Origin of the sequence: Aliiroseovarius sp. PTFE2010 (assembly GCF_049943335.1) — a bacterium.
Lineage (GTDB): Bacteria > Pseudomonadota > Alphaproteobacteria > Rhodobacterales > Rhodobacteraceae > JBNFVY01.
Genome location: NZ_JBNFVY010000005.1, coordinates 80,699 through 99,311 on the forward strand (window position 1 = coordinate 80,699; position 18,613 = coordinate 99,311).

The following is an 18,613-nucleotide window of genomic DNA, read 5'->3' on the forward strand; positions in this document are numbered from 1 at the left end:
AGATTTCCCGTGGACGACACCCATAACGGACGTATCACCAAGGACGGAATTCGCATCCACGAAGCGGCGGATTTCGAAGGGATGCGCATTGCAGGCAAGCTGGCGGCGGAAATTCTGGACGAGGTGATCGACCTGATCGAACCCGGTGTAACGACCGAGGAAATCGATTCCCAAATCACCAAACGTGTTGACGCGGCTGGCGCGACATCTGCGACCATCGGGTACCGCGGCTATCAACACGCCAGTTGCATTAGCGTGAACCATGTTGTGTGTCATGGCATTCCGGGGCCAAAGGTGCTCAAGAATGGTGATATCCTGAACATCGATGTGACGGTGATTGTAGACGGATGGTATGGCGACAGCTCACGCATGTACGTTGCGGGCAAGCTCAGCCGCAAATCCGAGCGACTGATCCAGGTCACGCACGATTCGTTGATGCTGGGGATCGAAGCGGCCAAGCCCGGCAATACTTTCGGTGATATCGGCTATGCTATTCAGAGCTTTGTCGAAGGCCACCGGATGAGCGTGGTTCGCGATTTTTGTGGGCACGGGCTGGGCCGTGTATTCCATGCCCCGCCCAATGTGCTGCACTACGGCAGACCGGGGCAGGGGCCGGTGCTGGAAGAAGGGATGTTCTTTACCATTGAACCGATGGTGAACCTGGGACGCCCCGAAACCAAGATCCTGGCTGACGACTGGACAGCCGTCACCCGCGATAAATCCTTGTCGGCGCAGTTCGAACACTCAATCGGAATTACCGCCGATGGCGCGGAAATCTTCACCCTGTCGCCAGCCGGACGGTTCCACCCGACCTACGGGGAATAAGGCGACGAAAGTCCCCGCTGGACGGAATTTTTCGATGCCCTTCAGTCGCTTGGCGGAAAGGTCAGGTATTTTTACCCGTCTTGGTGTTGCGAGCGAGTTGCAACTGGACTAGGCAGTGTCCACCTATGTCTCGCTGCAAAGCGGCACTTGGAACCACAGCCTGAAAAGGAGGCTTGCCCATGACCTATTTTCTGAAATCAGCTGCCATTGCGGGCGCGATGTCGCTGACGGCCATTCCCGCATTCGCTCAGGACGTCACTTTGCGCTTCCAGCACTTTGTAGCGCCTAATTCTGGTAGCCCAGAATATTTCATGGGGCCTTGGGCAAGAAAGGTCGAAAAAGAATCCAACGGACGCATCAAGATCGAACTCTTCCCGCTGATGGCTCTGGGGGGGCGCGCGCCGGATCAATATGACTTGATCCGCGATGGGGCGATTGATGGCGGGTGGGTGATCCCCGGCTACCAGCCTGGCCGCTTTCCCGAGGTCGAAGCGCTGGAACTGCCTTTCGTGACCCCGAAATCGGGTGAACTGGCGTCGATTGCCGCGTGGGAATTCACACAGAAATACCTGATGGACGACTTTTCGGATGTTCATGTGATCGCCGCCCATATGCACGGCGAAGGGCTGGTGCACAAAAAAGGCGACGCCATCGCCAAAGTCGAAGATTTCAAGGGCCTGAGCCTGCGTGCGCCGACCCGTACCTCGACCCTGCTGCTGGACAAGCTGGGGGCCACACCCATCGGAATGCCGGTTCCCGCGTTCCCCGAGGCGTTGGCCAAGGGGGTCCTGGACGGCGGCGTGATCACCTTTGAAATGGCGCCGTCGCTGAAGCTGGACGAACTGACCGACAGCCACACCGACATGGCAGGCGATCGCAGCTTTTATAACCTTTATTTCATCTGGGCGATGAACAAGGCCAAGTACGAAAGCTTGCCCGATGATCTGAAGAAAGTGATCGATGACAATTCGGGCCTGATGGCTGCGGCCTGGTCGGGTCGCGCTTATGACATGGGGGACGAGGACGGGTTCAAGATCCTCGATGCGTCCGACAACCAGATTGCCGTCCTTAGCCAGGAAGAAACCGACCGGATCAAAGCCATGGGCGACGAGGTGATCGAAGCCTGGATCGCCGATATGGACCGCAAGGGGTATGACGGCGCGGCCTTGGTGGCAGACGCGCGACGCGCGGTGGACAATGTCCTATCCGCCCACCCCGAAGTGGACATCATGGGCGCTGCAAGCCACGCCACCACATCCAACTGATCCCTTTGGGCATCGATGCCCGGCCAGACACACGTTTGGCCGGGATTTTTGTGCCTAACCGGTGGCGCGAAGGAAAGTGATGTGGGTGTCGCCGTATTTGCGCGCATCCTCCATCGAAAATCCGTCAGGTGCGGTTTGCGGCGCGTTCTCTTCCCACACGATCAGGGCACCCGGCGCCAACCATCCCCGCGCCAACGCAACTTCAAGCGCCTTTGTCCCCATGCCCTTGCCATAGGGCGGGTCGAGGAACACCAGATCGTGCGCGTGGGGCGCAGGGCCGGGGCGCATCGCATCGCGCCGCACCACCCGGGTGCCTTTGGCGCCGCACAGTTGGATATTCTGTTCCAGCAATGACAAGGCTTTGCGCCCGCTTTCAATGAAGGTGACCGACGCCGCGCCGCGTGACAGCGCCTCTAGCCCCAGGGCGCCGGTTCCGGCAAACAGGTCCAAGACCTGCGCGCCCGTGATTGGATCGTCACCCAAGGCCCCTCCGAGCAGCACATTGAACAGCGACTCGCGCACCCGGTCAGTCGTTGGGCGCAGATGCGCACCCGCGTCCCCTTTGCCGACGCTGGTCAATGTCTTGCCCCGAAACTGTCCCGCGATGATCCGCATTCAGGCGCTCAGCAACGCTTTGAGGTCAGTTTGTGGATCGCCGACCGCATCAGCTGACGGCGATTTGCCGCTTTCGATCAACCGCTTGCCCACCATATAGGCGCGTGGATCGTCCATGGCATCGACAGCGATCAGCCGCTCGCCCGCATAGTACCAGAACGATACCCCACCATCGCCGTGACGTGTGACGATTCGGTCCTGTGTGCCCGACAGCCCCGCAATTTGCAGTTTGTGGGCATATTGATCAGACCAGAACCAGGGTTTCGCGGCATACACCTTGTCTTGGCCAAGCATGTTGCAGGCAACGGTTTCGCCCATGTCGATGGCATTGCCGACTGATTCCAGCCGCATCATGCCGGCAGGACCGGGGAAGGATGCGCAATCGCCCGCAGCCCAGATCGAAGGATCCGAAGTGCGGCAATGCACATCAACGGCAATACCATTGTCGATCGTCAGGCCGGCAACTTCGGCCAATTGGGTGTTCGGGGTGATGCCAATGCCCAGAATGCAGAAATCGGCCAACAACTTGCGTCCATCCGCCAGTTCGACCCCTGAAAATCGGGTGTCACCGAGCAGCTTGGCGATGGCGGTATTTTCCATGATCCTGACGCCATGATCGGTATGGGCCTTGCGGAACCAGTCGGCAGTTTCTGCGCAGGCAACCCGTCCCAAGATACGCGGTCCAGCTTCGATCAGCGTGACGTCCAGCCCTAGCCCTGCGGCGACCGCTGCTGCTTCCAGGCCGATATAGCCGCCACCGATCACCATCAGGCGGCGACCTTGCGCAAATTCGTCTACCATCGCGTCGACATCTGCCAGCGAACGTACCGTGAAGACCCCTGCCAGATTGCCGCCCATGTTGTCGGGCAGGCGGCGCGGAACTGATCCCGTGGTCAGCGCCAGTTGATCGTAGGGCAGTGACGATCCGTCTGACAAAGTGACGGTTTTGTCCCCCGGGCTGATCGTCTCTGCGCGCATACCTTCGGCCAAGGTGACGTCGTTGTCAGCGTACCAGCTTTCGGGGCGCAAAAACAGCCGTTCGCGCGCCATTGTGCCCAGCAGATAGGCCTTGGACAGGGGCGGGCGCTGATATGGGGGCACCGGTTCATCACCGATCATCGTAATGGCGCCGTCGTACCCTTCGCTGCGCAGTTTCGCCGCGAGCGATACGCCGGCTTGTCCAGCCCCAACGATGACCACACTGTTCATGGCGCTCCCCTTCTGCTTTCAATTCATTGCGGGCAACGTATATTCTCGCTCACGGGAAACACAACAAAACACGGATAAACGCATGACATTGAAAGTTGGGGACAAGCTGCCCAGTGCCACTTTTGTAAAGCTGAACGACGACAGGCCCGAGGCTGTTTCAGCAGCATCGGTATTCGAAGGCCGCTCGGTGGTTCTTTTCGGCCTGCCCGGCGCCTACACCGGAACCTGCACGACGGCGCATGTGCCTTCGTTCATTCGAACCATCGGTGATTTCAGGGCCAAGGGGGTGGACGCGGTTATTTGCATGTCGGTGAATGATCCCTTTGTCATGGATGCGTGGGGCAAGGAAACCGGCGCGACCGAGGCCGGGATTGAAATGCTGGGCGACGCCGAGGCCGAGTTCACCAAGGCCATCGGCATGGAATTCTCGGCCCCTCCTGCCGGGCTCATCAATCGTTCAAAACGGTTTGCACTGTATGCGGTCGATGGGGTCGTCAAAGTTCTGCACCTGGAAGAAAACCCGGGCGTTTGCGATGTTTCTGGCGGCGAATCCATGCTGGCCGAAATCTGATTTTGCGCCAATCAAAATCAAGAGCCGCCGAATTCGGCGGCTCTTGTAGTTTTAAGCGTCTTCGTCGGTTTCATCGATACCAGCGCTTGGTTTGATATCTGAAACGGTCACGTCACGGTCAGACTGTTCGGATTCGATGAACAGGGTGCGTGTCGGGAACGGGATATCCACCCCCTTGGCATCCAGGGCTTCCTTGACCCGACGTTTCATGTCGGCCTGGAACTGGAAATAGTCTCCGGCATTGCACCAGACCCGAACAAGGAAATCAACGGACGATCCGCCCAGGTTGTTGACCTGGATGAAAGGTTCGGGGTCGGTATGAGCGCGTGGATCCGACAGGATCGTGTCGCGAATGACGTCCTCGGCATCTTGCAGGTTTGCGCCGTAGCCCACGCCAAATGTCCATTCAGCCCGACGGGTCGTGTTCACCGAATAGTTGGTAATCGTGTTGCCCCAAACTTCTGAATTCGGGATGATCACCTGGGCATTGGAAAGGTCCGAAAGCTCGGTGTAGTTCAACGAAATCTCCTTCACCGTGCCCATCGACCCGGCAATGTCGACGAAATCGCCCACTTTGATCGGGCGAAACAGGATGATCATCACGCCCGCCGCCACGTTGGACAGTGTACCTTGCAACGCCAGGCCGATCGCCAGACCAGCCGCACCAATGGCCGCGACCAGGGATGTCGTCTGTACCCCGAACGTGTTCAGGACGAACAAGGCGGTGAAGCCCAGTATGACCCATTTCGCTATGTTGGCCAGAAATGAAAACAACGTCGGATCGAGCGAGGCGTGGTTCTGGCTGATCTTTCGGATACGCCGCGCGACCCAGCCCGCCACAATGAACCCGAGCAGTAGTATCACGATTGCGCCCACGACGGACCCAAGCAAGGACACCAGGAATTCAAGCGTCAAGAGGTCAGACAGGGTGTTGCCGTCCCAGAGCGGCGTGTTCAGAAGGTCTTCAAACATTAGGTGATTTCATCCATTTTTTTGGCCAGTTTGGTGTCGTTTTCGGTCAATCCACCCGCGTCATGGGTGGTCAGGCGCACATCCACGCGGTTGTAAACATTGGTCCATTCGGGGTGGTGATCCATCTTTTCGGCCGCCATGCCGGCGCGGACCATAAAGCCGAGAGCTTCGGCAAAATTTTTGAATTTGTACCGTTTTTCTATGGCCTTGCCATCCGCTGAAAGCTGCCAGCCGGCGGCTGTGAGGGCATCCAGATCAATGCTCATTCCTGTTCCTCCACGTGTGTCGATTTGAACGGACCGAAGCTGGTGAGCAGCTCCACTTCTTCGCCCACCGCGGCACGTTCGGCGTCCAGGTAGGCGCCAATCGCGCGTGCAAATTCCGGGTCGGCGACCCAATGAAGGGAATGGGTTTCGCTGGGAAGATAGCCGCGCGCCAGTTTGTGTTCGCCCTGTGCGCCTGCTTCGACCCGCGACAGGCCATGTGTGATGGCGTATTCGATGGCGCGGTAGTAGCACAGTTCGAAATGCAGGCAGGGATGGTGTTGGGTGCAGCCCCAGTAGCGCCCATAAAGCGCGTCACGCCCGATAAAATTGAGCGCACCTGCAACAGGCGTGTCGCCATCGAAGGCCAGCACCAACAGACAATCATCGCGCATGAATTCGTCAACATGATCGAAGAACGCCCGTGTCAGGTAAGGGGTTCCCCATTTTCTTCCGCCCGTGTCCTGATAAAATCGCCAAAAGTGGTCCCAATGTTGTGGGTCTATCTGCGCGCCGTTCAGTTCACGTATCTCCAGACCGCTTTGGGCGGCGATCCGTCGTTCTCGCCGAATGGCCTTGCGCTTGCGCGACGACAAGGCGCCCAGGAAATCGTCAAAATTGCCATATCCGGCATTTTGCCAGTGGAACTGTTGTGTGACCCGGTGCATCAGGCCCATCTGGGCCCCTGCCAGTGCCTCGGCCTCGGTGCAGAAAGTCGCGTGCAGTGACGAATAGCCATTCTGCGCGGCCAATTGAACCGCGCCTTGCACCAGGGCTGACATGCCGGCCGCCTCATGTCCGGGGCGCGTCAGGAACCGGCGGCCCGTGGCTGGCGTGAACGGCACGGCAACCTGTAGTTTTGGGTAATACTGCCCGCCCGCCCGTTCGAAGGCATGCGCCCAAGAGTGATCGAAAATGTATTCGCCCTGGCTGTGCGTCTTGGCATAGAGCGGGGCGCAAGCAACAATCTGTCCGCCTTGCCGCGCGACCAAATAGCGTGGGTACCAGCCTGTTCCCTCACCCACCGATCCGGAATCTTCCAGCGCGCGCAGGAACCGATAGGTAGTGAAAGGGTCCGCCGGAGCGCCGCCTGCCGCATCCGCGCAAACGTCCCATTCGCGCGCATCGATATCGTGCAGGCTGGCGTGGACGGTTATTTCGATGTCGCGTTCTGTCATGGCTGGCTTGGATGTGGACTTGCCGCCCCGGCGGTCAAGTCGGCAGATACCCTTCAAACGTGATATTGTCGGCAACCTTGCGTGCGATACGTTCCTGCGCCGCGCTGCGCACAGTCCAGCACAGAATCGCGGCGCCGGCCTGTTTCAGCTCGGCCAGCCGCGGGTTGTCCAGATGATTGCAGTTGTGGCTGACAAAAGACATGCCCGGGCCAAAGGCCGACATCCGCGCCAGCCCGTCGCGCACGGCTTGCGGCAGGGTATCGGGGTAGTCTGCCGCTTCGGTGGTGGTCAGCCCGCGGGCCAGATGTTCGGGCAACCAGCTGAGATTGGCGATATACTGCGGGTTGAACGACATCACGGCGCAACGGGTGCCGTGTTTTTCGGCCGCGTTTTTCATGATCTGCCCGGTGACCTGATCAATCGCGTCGAGATCCGCGCGGGGTAGCCCGCTCTGGTCCTTGATTTCGATCAGCACGGGGGCGCGCGGCCCGATCCATTCCAGAATGGTATCCAACCGTTCGATCCGGTCGTACGAATTGCGCAGCCCGATGTCCGCCAATTCCGTCCAGGATCGTTCACGCACCGGGCCCGAGCAGGCGGTCAACCTGTGCAATTCGTAATCATGGAACACCATCGGTATCGCATCACGACTGAATTGCACGTCCAATTCGATGCCATGCCCGGCGTCGATCGCAGCCTGAAATGCGGCGCGTGAATTTTCGACAATTCCACGTTCGGCGTTGTGCAGGCCGCGATGCGCAATGGGCGTATCCAAAAAGTCGCGTGGCAGGGTCATCTGATCTGGAAGATGCCTTCGATTTCCACGGCAACACCGCGTGGAAGCGAGGCCGCAGAAACAGCCGAGCGTGCGTGCCGTCCGGCGTCGCCCAACACCTGAACCATCAGGTCAGATGCGCCGTTGATAACTTCGGGCTGGTCCGTGAAGTCGTCGGTCGAATTGACGAAACCAACCAGTTTGACCAGACGTACAACCCGCCCGAGATCGCTTTCGCAGGCCGCCTTTGCCTGCGCCAGTAGAGCCAAGGCGCAAATTCGTGCGGCGGCGGCGCCGTCATCCACGGTCAGATCATCGCCCAGTTTGCCGGTAACCAGGCTGCCGTTCTTCATCGGGATCTGCCCGGAAATATGCACCAGGTCACCGACATGGACAAAGGGCACATAGTTGGCCGCGGGCGCAGGCGCGTCCGGCAAGCTCAGCCCAAGTTCGGCTAGGCGGTCTTCGATCGTGTTTCGCATGGCGCGTCCCCCGTGACTACATGTTGCCACGCTAGCGGCAGGACGCGGGTGCGAAAAGCCCTGATCAGCCCTCGCGGAAGGCGCGGTTGAAATAATCGGTCAATGGCTTGGTCAGGTAGGCGATCGGCGATCGGTCCGATGTGCGCAGATATGTTTCGACCGGCATACCGGGGATCAGCACCAGCCCTTCGGGCAACAGGTCCAGCTGGTTTTCACTGATTTCGACCTCGGCGCGGTAATAGGTCAGTTGGCTGCGCTCGTCGGTGAATGCGTCTGCAGAGACCTTGGTCACGCGGCCTTCCAGTTCGGGCGTGGTCCGCGAATCAAAGGCCGGAAAGCGCAAGATCACGTCCTGCCCGGCAAAGACCTGATCCACGTGAATGGGCTCTACCTTGGCGGCGATGACCAGCGGACGATCCTGCGGCACGATATACAGCACGGGATCGGCTGGGCGGATCACGGCGCGGGTCGTAAACACGGTCAAGCCATAGATGACGCCGGACACCGGCGCCTTGAGGTCCAGGCGCGACAGTTGCTCGCGCAGAGCCAGACGGTTCTCGGCCTGTTCAAATTCATTGTATTGCAGGTCTCTCAGGCGCGTGATCGCTTCTTCCTGACGGTCGGTGTCCAGTTTGAGCAACTCGATCTCGATCTCGGAAATCCGTTCTTTGGCGCTGGCTTCGGACGCGGCCAGTTCAGCCAATTGTCCGGCCAAAGCGGCGGCTTCGCGGCGCAATGCCAGGACCCGACTGGATTGAGCCAGACCACGATCCAGAAGCGATTGCTGATCCTCCAGCTCTTCCTGGATCAGAGACAACTGTTCGTCCAACGCAGCCTGCTGGGCGACAATCCCCCTGATCTGGCTTTCGATCTGAAAAATTCTGTTCGACAGTGTTTCGCGCTCTTTTTGGCGTGTGACACGCCGCGCCTCGAACAATTGCCTTTGGCCGTCCATCAATTCCGCGACGTCCTGATTGGTTTTGGCCAGCACGGCCAGATCAGGATCGAACGTAATTTGATCGCGCTGATCGCGTTCCGCTTCCAGCCTGGCGCGCCGTGCCATCAGTTCGAAAAGCTGGCCTTCCGTGATCGACAATTGCGATGACAACAACGTTGGGTCCAACCGGATCAGGGTTTGCCCTGCGTCGACCATCTGGCCCTCACGCACCAGGATTTCGGCGACGACACCGCCGTCAGGGTGCTGAACCACCTGCCGGTTCTGTTCGACTTCGATCTGGCCCGAGGCCACGATGGCCCCAGAGATCGTGGCCATCCAAGCCCAGGCAAAAAAGCCCCCCAGCACCACCAAAATGATGAAAAGGCCAACGGCAATCGGGCGCAGGGCTGACCATTCCGATTTGGTTTTACCGGTCATTGGACACCCCCTTTCAAGGGTTTGCCAGCAATGTCCTTGGCATTGGCCACCACATCTTTGAGCACTTCATCGCGCGGCCCAAAGGCCCGCCGCGCGCCGCCTTCCAGAACCAGCAGCGTGTCGCATTCCTGGATTGCAGCGGGGCGGTGCGCCATGATGAGGACCGCTTTGCCTTCTGTTTTCAACTGTCGGATCGCCGCGTTCAAAGCCTGGCTGCCTTCGTTATCCAGATTCGAGTTCGGTTCGTCCAGAACGACGATCACCGGGTCGCCATAAAGCGCGCGGGCAAGGCCGATACGCTGGACCTGACCGCCCGAAAGCCGCCCGCCCGCAGAAGTGACCCGCGTGTCATAGCCTTTGGGAAGTTTCAGGATCATCTCGTGCGCGGCCGCCTTCTTGGCCGCTTCCACCACCTTGGCATCGTCGGGCTGCATCGAAAGGTTCGCAATGTTTTCGGCAATTGTGCCGTCGAACAACTGAACCCTCTGGGGCAAGTACCCGATATGTTCGCCCAGCACGTCCGGGTCGTACTGATCCAATGCCGCGCCATCCAGCCGGATCTTGCCCCCGGCGGCGCGCCAGACGCCCGTCAGCGCACGCGCAAGGGTGGATTTGCCGGCGCCAGACGCACCGATCACACCCATCGCTTCGCCCGGTTTAAGGGCGAAACTGACCATGCGCAGCGACGCCTGTGCTTCGCCCGGCGGCAAGACGGTCAACTGGTCTACGACCAACTGGGCCTTGGGCTTGGGCAGTTGCGTGTGCTTTTCTTCCGGGCCGATTTCGCCCAGCAGATCTGCAAGCTGGGCCCAGCCTTTCCTGGCCCGAGTGATCAGCGCCCATTGCCCGATGATCATTTCGATCGGCTGCAGGGCACGCCCCAACAGGATCGATGACGCAATCATGGCGCCCGGTGTAATTTCGCGTTGCAGAACCAGATAGGCCCCAAGGCCCAGAATGGCCGATTGCAGGAACAGGCGAAATGTCTTGGAGGCCGTACGATATGATCCCTGACGGTCCTGGGCCGTGATCGATGCTTTCAGTGCCCGTTCACGTTGCATATTCCAGCGGCGAAACGCGGCCCCCGTCAGACCCAGCGACCGGACCATTTCCGCTTCGCTGCGCAGTTGTTCGGATAAGTATTCCGCCTGTTGACCGCGCCTGTTGGCTTCATCCAGTGGTTGGCGCGTCGACAATTGGTTGGCGATGGTCAGCCCGACAAGGACGATACCGCCAGCGATAGCCAGAATGCCCAGATAGGGATGGAACAGCGCAATCCCGAACAAAAAGAGCGGCGTGAATGGCAAATCGTAAAACGCCCCCAGCACCGGGGAAGTGATGAACCGTTGCACCGATTCAAGATCGCGCACGGATGACGGCGCACTCATTGGTGTCGGGCTAAGCGCGGCTTTTCGCAAGGCAGCTGAAAAGACCCGCCCATCCAGACGCGATTGAAAGTCTGCCCCGATTCGGCCCAACACCAGCCCGCGGACTGTGTCCAGGATACCCATCATCAGGTACAAAAACGCCACCAGCACGACCAGAGCGACCAGCGTGGCCTCTGAACGTGATCCAAGCACCCGGTCGTAGACCTGCAGCATGAACAGCGGTCCGGTCAGCATCAGCAGGTTCACAAAGGCAGAAAACAACCCAACCGCCCAGAACGATGTCCGGTTGGCCCGCCGCGCGGTGCGCAGTTCTTCGAGCCCTTTTTCATGTTCTGCGCGTGATGCCATAGTGATCAACTACCTTTGTCTGTACAAATCGGGGCGACAATCGCCGCAGGGTGGCATGCTCGCGCTTGCCCTGTCGCCGATTAGTCACAAATAAAAGCTGGAGAACCGTTAATTGATGGGCTTCGGCGTGTCATCATCTATGTGGTTATAAACCGCGTTCGTGAACTTTGGATGGAAATGGGACGGATTGTGCAAAAGCTGCGTTTATTCGGATTGGCCGGGCTGCTTGTGGCGCTGTCGGCCTGCGCGACGCCCGAAGTTGCCCAGGGCCTGAACGACCCGTACGAGGTTGAAAATCGCCAACGCCACGCGCTGAACCGCGACCTGGACCGCTTTGTGTTGCGCCCCGGATCGAATGCGTACGGTGGCATTCTGCCGCAACCCGTGCGCCAGGGGGTGGGCAACTTCGCGTCGAACCTGTCCATGCCGTCTGTCGTCATGAATGACCTTTTTCAGGGCCGGATCGATGACGCGGCGCACAATTCACTGCGGTTTCTGCTGAACACCACGATCGGGCTGGGCGGGCTGCTGGATCTTGGCACGCAAAATGGTCTGGAGCTGCGCGACAGCGATTTTGGCGAAACGCTCTATGTGTGGGGTCTGCGCGAAGGCCCATATCTGGAACTGCCAGGTGTGGGCCCATCGACGACACGGCACGCGTTCGGGCGGGTCGTCGATCTGTTCACCAACCCGGTCAGCTATATGGTCAGCACCCCCGAGGCCTACATCCCCCCAGTCGCCAAATTGGGATCTGTTCTGGGCAACCGGTACAGGTACGGCGCTACGATCGACAGCATGCTATATGAAAGCGCAGACAGTTACACACAGGCCCGGCTCTTGTACCTCGAAAACCGGCGCTATCGTCTCGGATCCGCCGGGACCACAGAAGAGGTGTATGACATATATGAGGAACTCTATGAGTAATGCGATGAAACGACGGACTGTAATTGCCGGTCTGGCTGCGGGCATGTTTGCGCCGTCAACGGCCCTGGCGTTTTCCACGGCTCAGGCAGAAAAGCTGATCGGATCGGCGGTTGCGGATATCACCCGGATCATCAATTCGGGCAAATCCGAAGCGGCCATGCTTCGAGATTTCGAGGGCATCTTTTCCCGCTATGCCGACGTTCCGACGATTTCGCGTTCGGTTCTGGGCCCGCCCGCCCGCGCGGCGTCTTCGGGCCAGCTGTCCGCCTTTGCGCGCGCGTTCCAAACCTATATTTCGCGCAAGTACGGTCGCCGTTTTCGCGAATTCATCGGGGCAACGGTCAAGGTGACAGGGTCGCGCCAGGTGAAATCCTTTTACGAGGTCACGACCGTCACCGACCTGCGCGGCGAAGCGCCGTTCGAGGTGACCTTCGTGGTGGCTGACCGGTCAGGCCGGTTCATCGATATCCGTATCGAAGGCGTCAGCCTGCTCAAGGCAGAGCGCGGTGAAGTCGGCGCGATGCTGGATGCACGGCGCGGCAATCTGGACCAATTGATCGCGGATCTGCCCAAGGTGTGACGACAGGCGGCGTCAGTCGCGCCGCCCGAAAATCGCATCCATCACGTCGTTCAGAACACGTTCGATCGGATCTCCGCGTTTGGCTGATGGATGCCCTTGGACGGCAGGTTCGTTCAGGGGCGCCCGTTCGACAGGGCGGATCATCGGCAACGGATTGCCCGGCGCCCCGTCCTGAACCCGCGTCATCGTTTCACGCCAGATTTCTGCGGGCAGGCCGCCACCGGTGACGCCCGTTAGCGGCGTGTTGTCGTCATAGCCCATCCAGACACCGGCGACGTAATCGGCCGTGAATCCCATGAACCAGGCATCGCGCGCCGCTTGGGTGGTGCCGGTCTTGCCGGCGACTTCGACGCCGGGAATTTTGGCACGCTGGCCGGTTCCCGCTTCGACCGCACGATGCATCATGTAGATCAACTGCTGGGCTGCATCGGCGGTGATGACCCGTTCGCCCAGGCCGCCGTCCTGCCCCATTAGCGGGGTCTCATCACCTTTCAGGCGCAATTCGACCAGCCCATAGGGCGACACGGACGTCCCACCGTTCAAAATGCCCGCGTAGGCACCGGTCATTTCCAGCAAGGTGCTTTCAGACGCGCCAAGTGCCAGTGCCGGGCCCTGCGCAAGATCAGACTGGATGCCAAACATTTCGGCGACGGTGCGCACGTTCTCCAAACCTACATCCATGGCGATCTTGACGGCCGGGATGTTGTAGGAATGTTGGAGCGCTTCGGCCAAGGTCACGCGGCCATGGAATTTGCGGTCATAGTTGGTGGGCGACCAAGGGCCGGATCCGGGAATTTCGACGGTTATCGGTTCGTCGACCACCGTAGAATTCCACTGGTGCCCAATGTCCAGAGCCGTCGCATAGACGAAGGGCTTGAACGATGACCCGGTCTGGCGGTTGGCCATGACCGCCCGGTTGAAGCTGCCGGCAACGCCGCGCAGCTTGCGCCCGCCGACCATCGCGCGCACCGCGCCGTCCGCGCTCATGACGACAATGGCGGCCTGCGCTTGCGAGCCGTCGCGGACCTTGTTTTCGAACACCCAGGTCAACGCATCTTCGGCGGCCAGTTGGATGCGTTCGTCGAACGTGGTGTTGATGATGACGTCTTCGGTGGTGTCCGACGCCAGAAAGGACGGCGCGGAACTCATGACCCAATCCGCAAAGTATCCGCCGGCGCGCTTTTCCGCCGCTTCTGACAGAACAGCCGGGTTCGCCTTGGCTTCGGCGCGTTCGGCGTCGGTGATGTAGCCTTCCTGGTGCATGAGCATCAGGACGATGCCCGCGCGGTCCTGCGAGCGCTTGAGGTTCGATGTGGGCGCATAGCGGGACGGTGCAGTCAGCAACCCCGCCAGCATCGCACTTTCCGCAATGTTCACCTGGGCCGCCGACTTGCCGAAATAGCGCTGTGCGGCGGCCTCAAATCCATGCGAGCCTGACCCTAGATAGGCGCGGTTCATGTAGATCGACAGGATCTCATCCTTGGAATAGCGCACTTCCATCGCCATCGCATAGATGGCTTCCTTGACCTTGCGCCAGATGGTGGACCGGCGGCAATCCGCTTCGTACTGGGTTTCGGTTTCCCATTTTTCAGGATCGTAGGATTCGCCCAGGCATAATAGCTTGGCGGACTGCTGGGTCAGGGTTGACCCGCCGTGGCCCGACAGCGGCCCGCGCCCTTCGGCAAGGTTGATGCGGACGGCCGAGGCCATCCCGCGCGGGCTGATGCCAAAATGGCTGTAGAACCGACGGTCTTCGGTGGCCAGCAGCGCATGTTTAAGGTGAGGCGACACGGTGTCGGCTGTGATTTGCCCGCCAAACTGCTGCCCGCGCCAGGCGAACACCTCGCCGGTGCGATCCAGAAAGGTCACCGATCCGCGCGCGCGCCCGTCGAGCAGATCAGACGCTGGTGGCAAACTGCGCGAGGTGAACAGAACCGCCAGCGCGATGATCAGCCCGACAACCAGCGCCCCGCGCCAGATCAGACGCCAGATCAACCCCACGACCCACGCGATCAGATTCGCGATCCAACCCAAGGGCCCACGGCGCGGCGGCTTGGGCTTGCGCGGCGATTTCGAAGGCTTTTTCTTTTTCTGCGCGGTTTTGGCCGCCCCGTAGCGTTTTTCAGCCACAAGCGGCGCACGCTTTTTGTTCGACCTGCTCATCTGCGTTTGCCAGTTTCCTGCTCTCTTTTCAGGTAAGATAGACCGCGTTGCCGGGAATGTAGAGGGTTTTGAGCGCCGCCCCGACTTCGCAGGTTGACCAAAAAAGCGGCAGTGCGCACAAATTGTGCAACTTTCCCCCATTCCTGTCCCTCAACGGTAAGCGAACCGTTACCGGAATCGTTGTGATCGCAAATCAACTGACCCTTTCTGATGCCAGCGATCCCGACTGGGGGTCCGGTCGCCTAACGGAAGGGGATGAAATGAAACTCATCATTGCAGCAATCAAGCCGTTCAAGCTCGAGGAGGTGCGCGAAGCGCTCACCGCCATCGGGGTTCGCGGCATGATGGTCACGGAAATCAAGGGCTTCGGCTCGCAATCGGGTCATACCGAGATCTATCGCGGCGCGGAATACGCCGTGAATTTCGTGCCGAAAGTGAAACTGGAAATCGTCGTATCAGCCGCCATGGCGGATCAGGTCGTCGAAACCATCGCTACCACTGCCAAGACCGAGAAAATCGGGGACGGCAAGATTTTCGTACTCGATGTGCAATCCGCGGTCCGCGTGCGCACGGGTGAAACCAACGAAGACGCGCTTTAAGCCGCGCCGGTTCCTGACGGAAGGACACGTTCAGATGAAACTAATGAAACTAATTCCGGCCACCGCGGTAGCAAGCTTGCTGCCGCTTGTGGCCTTTGCGCAAGACGCCGAAGCTGCGGCGTCCGGCTTTGACGAGGTCGGCCCGTACATCATGACCACGCTGCTGTTCCTTGTGGGCGGCTTCCTGGTGTTCTGGATGGCTGCAGGCTTTGCGATGCTTGAAGCCGGCCTGGTGCGGTCAAAGAACGTGACCACCCAGCTGACCAAGAACATCGCGCTGTTTGCGATTGCGGCCATCATGTACTGGCTGATCGGCTTTAACCTGATGTATCCGGGTGAATGGTGGATTGCCGGTATCATGGGCCCATGGTTCAGCGTCACATCGCTGGAACCGGTTGGTCTGGCGGCTGCTGACGCGTCGCTCGATTATGCATCTGTCGGTTCGGATTTCTTCTTTCAGTTGATGTTCTGCGCCACCACCGCGTCGATCGTTTCCGGTACTCTGGCTGAACGGATCAAACTGTGGCCGTTCCTGATCTTCACCGCAGTGCTGACCGGTGTGATTTACCCGATCGAAGCCAGCTGGCAGTGGGGCGGCGGTTTCCTGAGCGAAATGGGCTTTTCCGACTTTGCTGGGTCGACCCTTGTGCACGCTGCAGGCGGGTTCGCAGCTTTGGCCGGTGCCATCGTGCTGGGTCCGCGGATCGGCAAGTACACCAAAGAAGGCAAGACAGTTCCGATCCCCGGTTCGAACCTGGCCCTGGCAACCTTGGGAACGTTCATCCTGTGGCTGGGCTGGTTCGGCTTTAACGGTGGCTCGCAGCTGGCTGCTGGCACCGTGGGGGACATCACGGACGTCTCGCGCATCTTTGCCAACACCAATATGGCCGCCGCAGCCGGTGCTGTCGCCGCGCTGATCCTGACCCAGGTGGTCTACGGCAAGGTCGATCTGACCATGGTGCTGAACGGCGCTCTGGCTGGCCTGGTGTCGATCACCGCTGAACCGCTGACTCCGTCGCTGTTCATGTCGCTGATCATCGGCGGTATCGGTGGTGTCATCGTGGTCTTCGCCGTGCCGATGCTGGACAAGCTGAAGATCGACGACGTTGTCGGCGCCATCCCGGTTCACCTGATCGCTGGCATCTGGGGCACCATCGCCGTGCCGCTGACCAATGACGGCACTTCGTTTGGCACCCAGATCATCGGTGTGGTTTCCATCGGGGCCTTTGTCTTCATCGTGTCGCTGATTGTCTGGTTCATCCTCAAAGCCACCATGGGTATCCGTGTGAGCGAGGAAACCGAGATCAACGGTCTCGACATGGCCGAGCTGGGCATGGAGGCATACCCAGAGTTCTCCAAAGGCTGATCTCCTCCCTTTTATATCAGCCAAAAACTGGCCCGGGCGTTCGCGCCCGGGTTTTTTCGTTTCAGAACTTGTTGGCGGGAATTTTGAAATAGCTGTGCCCGTCCGCCTCCGGTTCGGGTAGCCGCCCACCGCGCAGGTTGACCTGCAGCGCAGCCAGCATCCGATCGGGCAGGGGCAGGGTTGCGTCGCGTTCTTCACGGATCTTGATGAAATGGTCTTCGCCGCCTTGCAGGTGGGGGTTGTTGGCGCGCTGCGTGGCCACGGTGCTTTCCCAGGCCGGTTCATCGCGCGTATCGGTGCCGTAATCGTGGCCGATGAACAGACGGGTGCTGTCGGGAAGCGACAGGATGCGCTGAAGCGACCCCCACAACTCGCGCGCCGATCCGCCCGGAAAATCCGCCCGCGAGGTGCCCACATCGACATGCATGAACGTGTCATGCACGAACGCCGCATCCCCGATGACATAGGTGATCGACCCAAGCGTGTGCCCGGGCGAAAGCATGACGGACACGTCCAGATTGCCCAGTTTGAACGTGTCACCATCGGCCAACAGCCGGTCAAAGTCACGATCCACATCAAAGGCGTCAGGGCTGTGGTAAATGTCACGCCAGAGCGCGGCGATGTCGCGCACCTTTTCCCCGATCGCCATCGGCGCACCTGTCTGGTCGTGCAGCCATGCCGCCGCCATCAGGTGATCGGCGTGCGGATGGGTGTCCAGGATCCACGCCACGTGCAACCCTTCTGCGCGGACGAATTCCAGCACCTCGCCTGCGGCGTCAAAATCGGTTGCGGCGCTGCGTGGGTCAAAGCCCTGAACAATGTCGATCAGGGCGCAGGACCCCGTGGCTTCGTCAATGGCGACGTATTGGCAACTGCCCGTGTCCTCTTCGTAGAACCCGACGACGCGGGGGCTTGTACGCCCCTGAGAGGGGCTTTCTCGGCGGAACATGGCTGTCTCCTTTCGTTATATTCGGTGTAACGAATGTGACGCGCGCAAGTTCCCTATTGCAAGATTTCAGTTTGGCGGCGTGAAGCCGGCGCGCGCGGCGGCGGCCTTGGCACGGAACGCGCAACCCGGCGCATGATCGTTCACCAGCCCCATTGCCTGCATAAAGGCGTAGACGGTTGTGGGGCCGACGAATTTCCAGCCGCGCTTTTTCAGGTTCTTCGACATGGCCAGGGATGCGGGATGCGTGGCCAGCCCATGGGCGGGCGCCACTTTGGGTTCGTAGGACCAGACATAGGCAGCAAGCGAGCCGAATTCACCCGTCAGATCGATGCAGCGCGCGGCGTTGTTGATGACCGCCTCGATCTTGCCGCGATGGCGCACGATCCCTTCGTCACCCAGCAGCCGGTTAACGTCGGACGGCCCGTAGGCGGCCATCTTGTGAATATCGAAATTGTCGAACGCCGCGCGGAAATTGTCGCGCTTGTTCAGTATGGTCAGCCAGCTCAGCCCCGACTGAAAACTTTCAAGGCACAGCTTTTCGAACAGCCGTCGGTCGTTCGCGACCGGATAGCCCCATTCCGTGTCGTGATAGGTGACGTAGGCGGGCGTGGCCGCGCACCATTTGCAGCGATCCTGCCCGTCGGGTCCGGTGTACAATTCAACCATTTCATCCTCGGTTCACGGCGACACTGGCGCAAAGAAAAGGGCCGCGCAACGGTGGCGCGGCCCCTGTGTAGCGGCCCCTGTGTAGCGGCCCCTGTGTGGC

Annotated in this window: 19 protein-coding genes; 7 read left to right on the plus strand and 12 right to left on the minus strand. The window is 59.9% G+C overall.

Going from position 1 to position 18,613, the window contains the following annotated elements; all coding sequences use genetic code 11:
• Positions 1–9 precede the first annotated feature (9 nt).
• Entirely contained in the window at positions 10–825 is an 816-nt protein-coding gene (map, locus tag ACP2AV_RS10015) for a type I methionyl aminopeptidase (RefSeq protein ID WP_426372560.1), read from the plus strand.
• 179 nt (positions 826–1,004) lie between these two features.
• The gene (locus ACP2AV_RS10020; protein ID WP_426372561.1) at positions 1,005–2,090 is read left to right on the plus strand and encodes a TRAP transporter substrate-binding protein; all 1,086 of its coding nucleotides are present in this window, start codon (positions 1,005–1,007) and stop codon (positions 2,088–2,090) included.
• A gap of 54 nt (positions 2,091–2,144) precedes the next feature.
• Here ACP2AV_RS10020 and rsmD read toward each other — a convergent pair whose 3' ends face one another.
• Positions 2,145–2,705, minus strand: a complete 561-nt coding sequence (gene rsmD / locus ACP2AV_RS10025) for a 16S rRNA (guanine(966)-N(2))-methyltransferase RsmD (protein WP_426372562.1) — start codon at positions 2,703–2,705, stop codon at positions 2,145–2,147.
• Complete coding sequence (locus tag ACP2AV_RS10030; RefSeq protein WP_426372563.1) at positions 2,706–3,914, minus strand: NAD(P)/FAD-dependent oxidoreductase; 1,209 nt, start codon at positions 3,912–3,914, stop codon at positions 2,706–2,708.
• Positions 3,915–3,996: 82 nt separating this feature from the next.
• On the opposite strand from ACP2AV_RS10030, the gene ACP2AV_RS10035 reads away from it, so the two are divergent.
• Entirely contained in the window at positions 3,997–4,485 is a 489-nt protein-coding gene (locus tag ACP2AV_RS10035) for a peroxiredoxin (protein WP_426372564.1), read from the plus strand.
• Between the two features lie 51 nt (positions 4,486–4,536).
• Here the strand turns inward: ACP2AV_RS10035 and ACP2AV_RS10040 are convergent, their stop codons facing one another.
• The 7 genes from ACP2AV_RS10040 to ACP2AV_RS10070 all read right to left on the minus strand — a co-directional run bounded on the left by ACP2AV_RS10040 (position 4,537) and on the right by ACP2AV_RS10070 (position 11,266).
• The gene (locus ACP2AV_RS10040) at positions 4,537–5,457 is read right to left on the minus strand and encodes a mechanosensitive ion channel family protein (protein ID WP_426372565.1); all 921 of its coding nucleotides are present in this window, start codon (positions 5,455–5,457) and stop codon (positions 4,537–4,539) included.
• Positions 5,457–5,723 (minus strand): 4a-hydroxytetrahydrobiopterin dehydratase, encoded by a 267-nt coding sequence (locus tag ACP2AV_RS10045; protein WP_426372566.1) that lies wholly within the window; start codon positions 5,721–5,723, stop codon positions 5,457–5,459. The genes ACP2AV_RS10040 and ACP2AV_RS10045 overlap by 1 nt, the downstream gene beginning before the upstream one ends.
• A complete protein-coding gene (locus tag ACP2AV_RS10050; RefSeq protein ID WP_426372567.1) occupies positions 5,720–6,898 on the minus strand; it encodes a GNAT family N-acetyltransferase in 1,179 nt (392 codons plus the stop codon). Before ACP2AV_RS10050 ends, ACP2AV_RS10045 begins: the two co-directional genes overlap by 4 nt.
• Before the next feature lie 34 nt (positions 6,899–6,932).
• Positions 6,933–7,694, minus strand: coding sequence for a glycerophosphodiester phosphodiesterase family protein (locus ACP2AV_RS10055; protein WP_426372568.1), 762 nt, complete (start codon positions 7,692–7,694; stop codon positions 6,933–6,935).
• Positions 7,691–8,155 (minus strand): RidA family protein, encoded by a 465-nt coding sequence (locus tag ACP2AV_RS10060; RefSeq protein ID WP_426372569.1) that lies wholly within the window; start codon positions 8,153–8,155, stop codon positions 7,691–7,693. Before ACP2AV_RS10060 ends, ACP2AV_RS10055 begins: the two co-directional genes overlap by 4 nt.
• 64 nt (positions 8,156–8,219) lie before the next feature.
• Positions 8,220–9,530, minus strand: coding sequence for an HlyD family type I secretion periplasmic adaptor subunit (locus ACP2AV_RS10065; RefSeq protein WP_426372570.1), 1,311 nt, complete (start codon positions 9,528–9,530; stop codon positions 8,220–8,222).
• Positions 9,527–11,266 carry a type I secretion system permease/ATPase gene (locus ACP2AV_RS10070; RefSeq protein ID WP_426372571.1) on the minus strand — a complete coding sequence of 580 codons (1,740 nt, stop codon included), beginning with the start codon at positions 11,264–11,266 and terminating at the stop codon, positions 9,527–9,529. Before ACP2AV_RS10070 ends, ACP2AV_RS10065 begins: the two co-directional genes overlap by 4 nt.
• A 177-nt stretch (positions 11,267–11,443) precedes the next feature.
• Here ACP2AV_RS10070 and ACP2AV_RS10075 point away from each other — a divergent pair, with 177 nt between their 5' ends.
• Positions 11,444–12,190, plus strand: coding sequence for an MlaA family lipoprotein (locus tag ACP2AV_RS10075; protein WP_426372572.1), 747 nt, complete (start codon positions 11,444–11,446; stop codon positions 12,188–12,190).
• A 4-nt stretch (positions 12,191–12,194) separates the two neighbouring features.
• Entirely contained in the window at positions 12,195–12,770 is a 576-nt protein-coding gene (locus ACP2AV_RS10080) for an MlaC/ttg2D family ABC transporter substrate-binding protein (RefSeq protein ID WP_426372573.1), read from the plus strand.
• 12 nt (positions 12,771–12,782) lie between these two features.
• Here ACP2AV_RS10080 and ACP2AV_RS10085 read toward each other — a convergent pair whose 3' ends face one another.
• Complete coding sequence (locus ACP2AV_RS10085; protein ID WP_426372574.1) at positions 12,783–14,933, minus strand: transglycosylase domain-containing protein; 2,151 nt, start codon at positions 14,931–14,933, stop codon at positions 12,783–12,785.
• Positions 14,934–15,193: 260 nt separating this feature from the next.
• On the opposite strand from ACP2AV_RS10085, the gene ACP2AV_RS10090 reads away from it, so the two are divergent.
• A complete protein-coding gene (locus ACP2AV_RS10090; RefSeq protein ID WP_426372575.1) occupies positions 15,194–15,532 on the plus strand; it encodes a P-II family nitrogen regulator in 339 nt (112 codons plus the stop codon).
• Between the two features lie 34 nt (positions 15,533–15,566).
• On the plus strand, positions 15,567–16,898 hold the full coding sequence (locus ACP2AV_RS10095) for an ammonium transporter (RefSeq protein ID WP_426372576.1): 1,332 nt from the start codon (positions 15,567–15,569) through the stop codon (positions 16,896–16,898).
• Positions 16,899–16,959: 61 nt separating this feature from the next.
• Here ACP2AV_RS10095 and ACP2AV_RS10100 read toward each other — a convergent pair whose 3' ends face one another.
• Positions 16,960–17,847, minus strand: a complete 888-nt coding sequence (locus ACP2AV_RS10100) for an MBL fold metallo-hydrolase (RefSeq protein ID WP_426372577.1) — start codon at positions 17,845–17,847, stop codon at positions 16,960–16,962.
• Between the two features lie 66 nt (positions 17,848–17,913).
• The gene (locus ACP2AV_RS10105) at positions 17,914–18,513 is read right to left on the minus strand and encodes a DNA-3-methyladenine glycosylase I (RefSeq protein ID WP_426372578.1); all 600 of its coding nucleotides are present in this window, start codon (positions 18,511–18,513) and stop codon (positions 17,914–17,916) included.
• Between the last annotated feature and the right edge of the window lie 100 nt (positions 18,514–18,613).

Bases quoted from the DNA above. Each gene is read 5' to 3' on its own strand.
- ACP2AV_RS10020 (WP_426372561.1), top strand. From the start codon at position 1,005: ATGACCTATTTTCTGAAATCAGCTGCCATTGCGGGCGCGATGTCGCTG.
- rsmD (WP_426372562.1), bottom strand. From the start codon at position 2,705: ATGCGGATCATCGCGGGACAGTTTCGGGGCAAGACATTGACCAGCGTC.
- ACP2AV_RS10030 (WP_426372563.1), bottom strand. From the start codon at position 3,914: ATGAACAGTGTGGTCATCGTTGGGGCTGGACAAGCCGGCGTATCGCTC.
- ACP2AV_RS10035 (WP_426372564.1), top strand. From the start codon at position 3,997: ATGACATTGAAAGTTGGGGACAAGCTGCCCAGTGCCACTTTTGTAAAG.
- ACP2AV_RS10040 (WP_426372565.1), bottom strand. From the start codon at position 5,457: ATGTTTGAAGACCTTCTGAACACGCCGCTCTGGGACGGCAACACCCTG.
- ACP2AV_RS10045 (WP_426372566.1), bottom strand. From the start codon at position 5,723: ATGAGCATTGATCTGGATGCCCTCACAGCCGCCGGCTGGCAGCTTTCA.
- ACP2AV_RS10050 (WP_426372567.1), bottom strand. From the start codon at position 6,898: ATGACAGAACGCGACATCGAAATAACCGTCCACGCCAGCCTGCACGAT.
- ACP2AV_RS10055 (WP_426372568.1), bottom strand. From the start codon at position 7,694: ATGACCCTGCCACGCGACTTTTTGGATACGCCCATTGCGCATCGCGGC.
- ACP2AV_RS10060 (WP_426372569.1), bottom strand. From the start codon at position 8,155: ATGCGAAACACGATCGAAGACCGCCTAGCCGAACTTGGGCTGAGCTTG.
- ACP2AV_RS10065 (WP_426372570.1), bottom strand. From the start codon at position 9,530: ATGACCGGTAAAACCAAATCGGAATGGTCAGCCCTGCGCCCGATTGCC.
- ACP2AV_RS10070 (WP_426372571.1), bottom strand. From the start codon at position 11,266: ATGGCATCACGCGCAGAACATGAAAAAGGGCTCGAAGAACTGCGCACC.
- ACP2AV_RS10075 (WP_426372572.1), top strand. From the start codon at position 11,444: ATGGGACGGATTGTGCAAAAGCTGCGTTTATTCGGATTGGCCGGGCTG.
- ACP2AV_RS10080 (WP_426372573.1), top strand. From the start codon at position 12,195: ATGAAACGACGGACTGTAATTGCCGGTCTGGCTGCGGGCATGTTTGCG.
- ACP2AV_RS10085 (WP_426372574.1), bottom strand. From the start codon at position 14,933: ATGAGCAGGTCGAACAAAAAGCGTGCGCCGCTTGTGGCTGAAAAACGC.
- ACP2AV_RS10090 (WP_426372575.1), top strand. From the start codon at position 15,194: ATGAAACTCATCATTGCAGCAATCAAGCCGTTCAAGCTCGAGGAGGTG.
- ACP2AV_RS10095 (WP_426372576.1), top strand. From the start codon at position 15,567: ATGAAACTAATGAAACTAATTCCGGCCACCGCGGTAGCAAGCTTGCTG.
- ACP2AV_RS10100 (WP_426372577.1), bottom strand. From the start codon at position 17,847: ATGTTCCGCCGAGAAAGCCCCTCTCAGGGGCGTACAAGCCCCCGCGTC.
- ACP2AV_RS10105 (WP_426372578.1), bottom strand. From the start codon at position 18,513: ATGGTTGAATTGTACACCGGACCCGACGGGCAGGATCGCTGCAAATGG.